Below are 342 nucleotides of genomic sequence, written 5' to 3' on the forward strand. Positions count from 1 at the left end.
CGCTGTAAGCAACGCAGATCCAGGGGCGCATGCCCAGGCGGTAGCTCAGTTCCCACTCACGACCCATGTAGCAGAAGACGCCGATGAGGAAGTGGAAGATTACCAACTGGTAGGGGCCACCGTTGTACAGCCACTCATCGAGGGAAGCGGCTTCCCAGATGGGGTAGAAGTGCAGGCCAATGGCGTTGGAGGAAGGCACAACCGCACCGGAGATGATGTTGTTGCCGTACATCAAAGAGCCAGCGACGGGCTCACGGATGCCGTCGATGTCGACGGGAGGTGCAGCGATGAACGCTACGACGAAGCAAGCGGTAGCAGCGAGCAGGGTGGGGATCATCAACA

Annotated in this window: 1 pseudogene; it reads right to left on the reverse strand. The window is 59.4% G+C overall.

From position 1 onward, the window contains the following. Window positions 1-342: pseudogene (locus AC0QKW_RS05015) on the reverse strand (photosystem II q(b) protein); the annotation flags it as partial.

Source organism: Pseudanabaena sp. PCC 9330 (assembly GCF_055795045.1).